This is a genomic window from Bathymodiolus azoricus thioautotrophic gill symbiont, assembly GCF_001298715.1.
Taxonomy (GTDB): domain Bacteria; phylum Pseudomonadota; class Gammaproteobacteria; order PS1; family Pseudothioglobaceae; genus Thiodubiliella.
Genome location: NZ_CDSC02000010.1, coordinates 1 through 8,226 on the forward strand (window position 1 = coordinate 1; position 8,226 = coordinate 8,226).

Below are 8,226 nucleotides of genomic sequence, written 5' to 3' on the forward strand. Positions count from 1 at the left end.
ATGAAAAAACTACAGGTAGTTTTGAAAATATTTTTGAAAAAATCTAAAAATTGGAATTAGGGTGGAGAATTATGAGTTATGCAAAAGTCTCTAGAAGTAGAAATAAAAGGCAATATTGTTGAGTTTGAAGGTAGCAAAAACTTCTACCCTTATTCTGCTGAAGATATTTTTAAAGAAAAAACCTTGTTAATCCCCCCAAGACAATGAAAAACAAATACAAGAAATAACGCACGATTGGTTTGCGTTTGAGAAGTTTTACGGCACCAGAGAAGAAAAGAAGTTAATCGATCTTATTCATACAATTATTGATGATATAAACAATGACTATGAGAATGTGTATCTAATTAGAAATGAGCGGCATTTTGCCTTGTATGATTTTGCGCAAGGTAGAAGGTTTGAGCCTGATTTTGTGTTGCTTAGTCAAAACAAAAAGAGCCAATGCCGTTATCAATTTTTCATAGCGCCTAAGGGCAAGCACTTGCAACAAATAGATAAATGGAAAGAGGATTTTTTACTGGAAATTGAACGAAATCATCAAGCGTTGATAGGGGTAAATAGTGCAACGACTTATAGCAACGATGAATACAAGATTATTGGTTTAGAATTTTATAATCATGACAATGAAAACCATTTTAAATCAAGCCTGACAACACAATTAGGAGCAAACAATGTCATATAGCATTTTTACCAAAAAAATTAGCGACACCTTAGCCGAACCCATGTTTTTCGGTAATTCCGTTAATGTGGCGCGTTTTGATAAGCAAAAATTTGAAATATTTGAAAAACTAACAGAGAAACAACTTTCTTTCTTTTGGCGACCTGAAGAAATTGATGTAACTAAGGACAAGATAGATTTCAACAAATTATTACCCAATGAGAAGCATATTTTTATTTCTAATTTGCAATATCAGATCTTGCTCGATTCTGTACAAGGTAGAAGTCCTAGTATTGCCTTTTTGCCAATTGTTTCTCTGCCAGAAGTAGAAAACTGGATTGAGACTTGGTCGTTTTCTGAAACCATTCACTCACGCTCTTATACCCATATTATTCGTGCGATTGTAAATGAGCCAGGTGTGGTGTTTGATGACATTATGAAAACCGATGAAATTATTAAGCGCGCTGAAAGTGTTTCTGAGAAATACGATGAATTAATTAAATACACACAAGCTTATCTGCTTCACGGAGAAGGAGGCTTAACGGTAGATAATAATGCAGGAGTGGATTTATACCGCTTGAAAAAGAAGCTTTACCTAACTTTGGTATCGGTAAATATTCTCGAGGCCGTTCGTTTTTATGTCTCATTTGCTTGCTCATTTGCCTTTGCTGAGCGCAAACTCATGGAGGGCAATGCCAAGATTATCAAGATGATTGCCCGCGATGAGGCGTTGCATCTAGTTGGGACACAACATATGCTTAATCTGATGGGCAGTGGCAAAGATGACCCTGATATGCAAAAAATCGCTCAAGAAAGCAAAGATGAGGTGATTGATATGTTTAAAGAAGCTTGCGAACAAGAAAAAGAATGGGCAGAATACTTGTTCCGTGATGGCTCTATGATTGGACTTAATGCTGAAATTCTTAAACAGTATTTAGAATATATTACCAACATTCGTATGAATGCCATAGGGCTTAAGCCAATATTTGAAGACCGTGTCAACCCACTCCCTTGGATTAATCATTGGTTAGACTCTGATAGCGTTCAAGTTGCACCACAAGAAACAGAAATCACCGCTTATTTAGTGAGTGCGATTGACAATAATATGGCTGTTGATGACGCTGATTTTGGTGATTTTAAACTTTAAGAAAGAAGCCTTTAAATGTTTAAAATCGATGTTGACAATATCAATGGCAAAACTGAGTCGCTGTATGTGTTTGGCAAACAGTCCATTCTTACTGAGTTAGAAGACAATCAAATAATACTTAATCACTCTTGCCGACAAGGGCATTGTGGCCTATGCATACTGCAACTACTCTCGGGTGATGTCATACATCAAGACTGCTTGGTGCCACTTTCACAAGGAGAAATTTTAGCTTGTCAGGCTAGACCACTTAGCGATATTAAAATTGGCATACGAAATTTTTAGTCTAATAAATACGCCAAAACCTCATCTGAATTTCCTTTGAATGCCACTCTGTTCATTTTTTTTTTGATTTGATAATCATACATCGGGTCATAATAATTCACCAATAATTCTTCTACCACTGGGTAAAAATCCTTATAGTCACCCTGCTCTTTGTATTTTAATAGCGCATTATTCAGCAATTTTAATAAGACTTTATAACGCTCTAAGCCTAAGCGCTTTTGAATTTTTTCCAAACTTCTTAGCCAATACTGAGCAAAGTTATCAAAACCCTTGATGCTGTCTTGCATAATAAAATCGTTGTGCATATTAATAACATAGACATCCATGGTGATTTTAAGGCGCTGCTCAATATTGGCTTCTAATAAGATAAGTTCGGCTTGTTTGGTTTTGGCTTGTACACAATCTGGAATATGCACGGTACCTATATTTGAGCCTTCGTCTTCAAACAACAAGGTTGTTTTGTGTTGTTTTTTAATCAATTCAACCGCCAAAGCATTTTCAAAATTAATCTGTGTAGGTTGTGGCGTAGTAGCATTACCAAAGGCGGATCCACGGTGGTTTGCCAAGCCTTCCAAATCAATCATATTGTTAACTTTGTCAAGTAACAAAGTTTTGCCACAACCCGTTTGCCCGCCGATCACAATCGGCGTGATTTGCTGCATAATTCTATTGGTTTCATCAATAAGAAATCTACGCAATGCCTTGTAACCACCTTTGATACGAGGGTAATTAACACTAGAAGCTTCGTAAATCCATTGTTGCGTGATTTGACTACGCAGACCACCACGAAAACAATAAAGCGCACCATTTGGGTTGTTTTTGATGAATTGTAGCCATGCTTCTATGCGCTTATTTTTGACATCACCTTGCACCAATTTGTGTCCAAGTTCAATGGCTTGTGCCTGACCTTTGTCTTTATAGCAAGTGCCTATCTTCTCGCGTTCATCATTACTCATCAAACTAAGGTTTTGCGATTGTGGAAAAGCACCCTGTTCAAACTCAATTGGTGCACGCGTATCAATCAATGGTGTATCAGTGGTGAATAAGCGCGTGAAGTCGGTTATTTGCGTCAACTCAGACATTAATTTGTATGATGGATTTGTTGTTATCGTTCTCAACAATCTCACCAATAGCCTCTAAGTCAAAGCCTGATTTTTGCATCACTTGACGGAATTCAGATTCGCCACTATCGGACACCATAATCAATAAGCCACCGCTAGTTTGCGGGTCGCAAATAATAGATTGCACTTCATCATTCATTGCGCTTAGATGATGGCCATAACTGTCAAAATTACGCTGCGCACCCCCTGGAGAGCAGCCATTGGCTAAATAATTTTGAATATTTGGTAAGATTGGCATCTTGTTGTAATTAATCGTTGCTGAAACTTTTGAACCCAGACAAACTTCTGACAAATGCCCACCCAATCCAAATCCAGTTACATCGGTAATCGCATTAATGCCATCAATTTTTGCGATTTTGCTGCCAATATCATTAAGTTGACACATTGTATTAATAGCGCATTTTTCATCTTCAGGTGTAATTTTCTTTTGCTTTTGTGCGGTGGTTAAAATACCAATGCCTAAGGGTTTGGTGAGATATATCTTGTCCCCTACTTTGGCAGTAGAGTTTTCCTTTAAGTGCTTAATTGCTACTTTGCCTGTTACCGCTAATCCGAAAATTGGTTCAGGTGTATCAATACTATGTCCGCCTGCCAAGGTAATACCCGCATCAGCACAAACCATGCGACCTCCTTCAATCACTTGCCGTCCAACTTCAGGGGGTAATTTGTCTAATGGCCAACCAAAAATCGCAATTGCCATCAGTGGCACACCACCCATGGCATATACATCGCTAATCGCATTGGTAGCTGCGATACGCCCAAAGGTAGTTGGGTCATCAACAATGGGCATAAAGAAATCCGTAGTGCTGATGATTGCCTCGCCATTGCCTAAGTCATACACAGCGGCATCATCACGAGAATGATTGCCAACTAATAAATTGCTATCGTGCATTTCTTCCACTGACGATGCTAAAATCGTGTCCAAAACTTTGGGTGATATTTTGCAACCGCACCCTTGTCCATGGCTGTATTCAGTCAATTTAATCATGACAATATTATAACAATCAATTTAAAAGGTTACTCACCCAAAGGGTCATGACTGGATTGAATAACATTAATAACGGCCTTTTTGTTAATTTTGTGCGTCCCGCTTTTATAAAGGTTGGCTTCTAATTGTTGCAGTATAGACTCTAACGCATTTAAATTAAGTGGCAGTAATAAGTCAAATAAGGCTTTATCGCCTTTGCTGGATTTGATTTGCTTGATTAAATCTTGATTTTTTTCTGGCGTTGGTTTGCTGTTAAGTTTTATACCTAAAAAACTAATAAGCGCACCAATGATAAGCCCGAATAAAAGGTAATAATATTTTAATTTATTGTCAAGTGGCGTTTTGTTATCGGGCTTTGCCACGGTTTCAGTTGTTGTTATGATAGGGTTAGTCTTGTCAACTTGAATGTTAATGACTTGGGTGCGAATGGTTTTTTTGGTTTGAGTTTTTTTGTCAAAATAATCCAATTTTAGACTGGGTATAATGAAATTTTGCCCACCAACAATGGCAAATTTTTGTTGCCAACCTTTGTAACTGCTTACTGCATCATCGCTATAAATAGTGGCGTTATCAATCTCAATTTTAAAGTCTTCAATGTCGTCAAAATTACCTTCACCAACAATATTTACTGTTAAATTAACGGCTTCCCCTTGTTTGACTTGGGTCTTATCAACGGTGGCTTTTATACTAAAGTCGCCAAAGATTCTAAGGTCGTCTGGTAGGGGATTTACTGTGAGCGTCAAGGCGTTTGAAAATATTTTTTTCTGTTGCCTGTTTTGCCCTCTATCAAAGAAACCACTAAAAATATCCCTATTCTGGTTGCCAATAGTGGCGACCAAACTTGGAATATAAAGGGCGCCAAAATTATTTGCATTAATTCTGTAACTCAGCGTTTGAACATTATAATTTTCATCAGCAATACGACTTACTCCTTTATTCTCTGTAAATGATAAACCTTCTGCCTCGGGCGTAGAAAGCATAATCTGACTAATGCGTGGCAAAGATTTTTTTGCTTTAAAAGTGATGTTTAAAGTAGCGGTGTCTCCCAGAAAAAAAGTTGTTTTATCCGTCTTGATTTCTAGAATATAGTCACTCCCTGCCTTGGCCTTGGTTGGCTTTTTGTAAGTTATTTTTATGGCTTGGGTGGTTTGTTTGACACCATCTACTATCAATGTGTAAGCTGGAATTTGCAGGCTTTTTAAAGGTTTAAAAGTGTAGGACTTGCTATTTTGTATGGTACGCCTAGTATTGACAATACTCATACTTTGCGCATTACTTGTGCCTAAAACAGGGTACCCTGCAATATGACTAATTGCAGGAAACACAACCTTATCACTATCGGCATTCAAAGTTAAGACAATATCCTCTCCCGGATAAAACCATGTCTGATTAACGCTGGCTGAGCTGAGTGCAAAAATTGGGGTACTGAGTAGTAAAAATAAACTACCAAAGATTTTCTTTATCATCATTATTATTATTTTGTTTATTGAGTGGAATAAGCAGGGTTCTGAGATTTTTCTCAAGAGATTTTTCCCATCGCTGCTGTTTAATGGCATCCAATTTTTTCTCTTGTTGCCGTTGTTCTTTTTCACTGTCTTTCTTACCTTTATCTTTGCGCGCTTTATTGTCTTTTTTATTGTCTTTTTGTTGTTTTTTCTGATCTGAATCGTTATGCTTCTTGCCGTTTTTTTTATTGTTTTGCTGTTGTTTTTTCTGATCTGAGTCGTTACGCTTCTTATCGTCTTTTTTACTGTTTTGCTGTTGCTTTTTTTGTTTTTGGTCTTTGCCTTTGTTCTCTTTACTCTTTTTCGATTGCCGGTCTTTTTTGCGCTTGGCTTTTTGCTGTTTTAGCATTTTTAAATTAAACAAGGTATCTGCATCTTGTTTTAATTTTAACGCCACTTTGTAACTGTCAATCGCCTCATCAATTTTCTTTAATTTAGCATAAGCATTGCCAGTATTGTACAAACGATTAAAATCCAACTTTTTTTGCTTGACGCTTTGATATTTTTCCAGCGCTTGCTCGTATAAACCTTGCTTATAAAGGCTGTTTGCTTGGTTTAGGCGTGCAGCGTCATTATCAATATGGGCAAACTCTTCTGTAGCCGCTTGATAGTCTTGTTTTTGGTAAGCACTATTGGCTTGCTTAATGTGCACAAAATCTAGCAATCCTGCTTCCACACTCATTGACAATAATACGAAAAAAATAAATTTCATGGTTTTCTGGGTAAGGAAAAAAAGGCAAAAAATAACAATACTAAGGCGAGCAACAAAGGGTAGTAAAACAATTGGCGTTTTTGATTAATTTTCACTTCTTTACTATTATTGTGTCGATTAAAAGTATGGATAAAATTTGACAAGTCATTATTATTTAAGGAATATTTTAAATACTTTCCATGCGTTTGAGTTGCCAATGTGCCAATGTTTGGATTTTCTTTAACATGAACAATATTTCCATTTGGGTCTTTTAAAAGCCCATTTTCAGTACGAATACTACCACCACTCTTGCTGGCAACATCAAAGATAAAAATTTGTAAATTGTGCTTTGTTGCATACGCAACAGCTTCTTTAAAATTATCGTCATCACCGCCATCGGTTAACAGCAATATTTGTTTGCTTTTTGTCTTGCCTGTCAACTCATTGGCAGCTTGCAATAAATTGAGTATGTCGGTGCCCTTGAGGTTAACCATATCCGTGCGTAAGTTTTTAATTAAAAACTTAAGACTAGAGAAGTCATCTGTCAAAGGCGAAACTAAAAAAGTCTGACTGGCAAACCCTAACACGGCAACACGCCGAGCATTAATTTTATCCAAACTGTGTAACAATTTATTTTTTACAAATTCAAAACGGCTCGGGTAAATGTCATTTGCCAACATAGAATATGACATATCCATTGCCACCACCAAATCACTCAAGTGTTTTTTTATCTTAACCTCGCCCTTGTCGAGAGTTGGCTGACTCAGTGCCAATAAAATTAAAATAATAGATAACAATAGCAACTTAAGGCGTGTTTTTAAACGCATTCCATACTTATCTAAACTGATTTTCTCCAGCACTTCAGGGGCAAACAAAGCCTCAAGATTGCTTTGCTTGTGGTGAATAAAAAACCACAATATAGCCACTGGAATGAGGGCGTAAAGTAATTCTATTTGTTCAAAATCCATGTGTTTCTCTGCCAAAAATAAAGAAATAAAAATATTAACGCCAAACCTAAGGGATAGTGAAAATAATAAGTTTTCTTTTCGTATTTATTGATGTTTATTTTACTTTTTTCTAATCGATTGATTCGTGCATAAATGTCTTTTATACCTTGAATACTATTAGCTGAGAAAAATTCAGCACCCGTCTCTTGTGCGATTTCCCTTAGAATCTCGGCGTTAAAATCTCTTTCGCTGCCAATACCAATTGTATACACTTTTATTTTGTTATTTTTTGCCTGCTTAATTGCCACATCAAGTGGCACACTGTTTGCATTATCCTTACCGTCTGTAAGTAAAACGGCAATTTTTTCTTTCAATTGAGAATCTTTAAAAAGCTTTGAGCTTAAAAATAAAGCCTCATAAAGTGCTGTTTTTCTTTGCCCAGCAACACCTACATTGATATGACTGAGAATTTTAATAATGCTTTTTTTGTCGTAAGTAAATGGAACGGCAGTATAAGCAAAATCTGCAAAAATACTCAACGCTAATTTATCGGTTTTACGCTGTTTAATGAAATCTACCAAAATTTTCTTCACAATTTTAAACTTGTTGTTTTCTTCCATTGACCCTGAGGCATCTAAAATTAATGAAATTTCGTAGCCTTTACTATTGTCAAGCGCTATGTCTTTAGTTGTAATCGGACTGGCAAGAGCGACAATAACCAAACCAAGGGCTAAAAATTTGAGTACATTGCGTAACAATTGCTTAGATTTTGCAATGATTTTCAAGCTGTTGCTGTAGGGAAAATAAATAGATAATTTTTTCTCTTGGCAAAAAAACAAGCAAGCGAATGCAATAATAATAAGCGCCAGCACAAAGGGATATTCAAAACT

Annotated in this window: 10 protein-coding genes; 4 read left to right on the forward strand and 6 right to left on the reverse strand. The window is 36.5% G+C overall.

What is annotated here, in order from left to right; translation table 11 throughout:
- Positions 1-78 precede the first annotated feature (78 nt).
- From BAZSYMA_RS10495 to BAZSYMA_RS00135, 4 genes are all read left to right on the forward strand, one after another.
- A complete protein-coding gene (locus BAZSYMA_RS10495; protein ID WP_277621599.1) occupies positions 79-207 on the forward strand; it encodes a hypothetical protein in 129 nt (42 codons plus the stop codon).
- Between the two features lie 127 nt (positions 208-334).
- Entirely contained in the window at positions 335-679 is a 345-nt protein-coding gene (locus BAZSYMA_RS00125) for a hypothetical protein (RefSeq protein WP_143243029.1), read from the forward strand.
- On the forward strand, positions 669-1,802 hold the full coding sequence (nrdB, locus tag BAZSYMA_RS00130) for a class Ia ribonucleoside-diphosphate reductase subunit beta (protein ID WP_090714280.1): 1,134 nt from the start codon (positions 669-671) through the stop codon (positions 1,800-1,802). The genes BAZSYMA_RS00125 and nrdB overlap by 11 nt, the downstream gene beginning before the upstream one ends.
- A gap of 15 nt (positions 1,803-1,817) precedes the next feature.
- Positions 1,818-2,084, forward strand: coding sequence for a 2Fe-2S iron-sulfur cluster-binding protein (locus BAZSYMA_RS00135; protein ID WP_090714283.1), 267 nt, complete (start codon positions 1,818-1,820; stop codon positions 2,082-2,084).
- On the opposite strand, the gene mnmH is transcribed toward BAZSYMA_RS00135, so the two are convergent.
- From mnmH to BAZSYMA_RS00165, 6 genes are all read right to left on the reverse strand, one after another.
- Positions 2,081-3,166 (reverse strand): tRNA 2-selenouridine(34) synthase MnmH, encoded by a 1,086-nt coding sequence (mnmH, locus tag BAZSYMA_RS00140; protein ID WP_090714287.1) that lies wholly within the window; start codon positions 3,164-3,166, stop codon positions 2,081-2,083. The two genes, BAZSYMA_RS00135 and mnmH, sit on opposite strands and share 4 nt — an antisense overlap.
- Positions 3,159-4,193 carry a selenide, water dikinase SelD gene (gene selD, locus BAZSYMA_RS00145; protein ID WP_090714290.1) on the reverse strand — a complete coding sequence of 345 codons (1,035 nt, stop codon included), beginning with the start codon at positions 4,191-4,193 and terminating at the stop codon, positions 3,159-3,161. The genes mnmH and selD overlap by 8 nt, the downstream gene beginning before the upstream one ends.
- 29 nt (positions 4,194-4,222) lie before the next feature.
- Positions 4,223-5,662, reverse strand: coding sequence for a BatD family protein (locus BAZSYMA_RS00150; RefSeq protein WP_195910016.1), 1,440 nt, complete (start codon positions 5,660-5,662; stop codon positions 4,223-4,225).
- On the reverse strand, positions 5,637-6,410 hold the full coding sequence (locus BAZSYMA_RS00155; protein WP_090714294.1) for a tetratricopeptide repeat protein: 774 nt from the start codon (positions 6,408-6,410) through the stop codon (positions 5,637-5,639). Before BAZSYMA_RS00155 ends, BAZSYMA_RS00150 begins: the two co-directional genes overlap by 26 nt.
- The gene (locus tag BAZSYMA_RS00160) at positions 6,407-7,357 is read right to left on the reverse strand and encodes a vWA domain-containing protein (protein ID WP_090714296.1); all 951 of its coding nucleotides are present in this window, start codon (positions 7,355-7,357) and stop codon (positions 6,407-6,409) included. The genes BAZSYMA_RS00155 and BAZSYMA_RS00160 overlap by 4 nt, the downstream gene beginning before the upstream one ends.
- On the reverse strand, positions 7,339-8,226 hold an 888-nt coding region (locus BAZSYMA_RS00165), incomplete at its 5' end, for a vWA domain-containing protein (protein WP_090714298.1). The genes BAZSYMA_RS00160 and BAZSYMA_RS00165, both read right to left, overlap by 19 nt.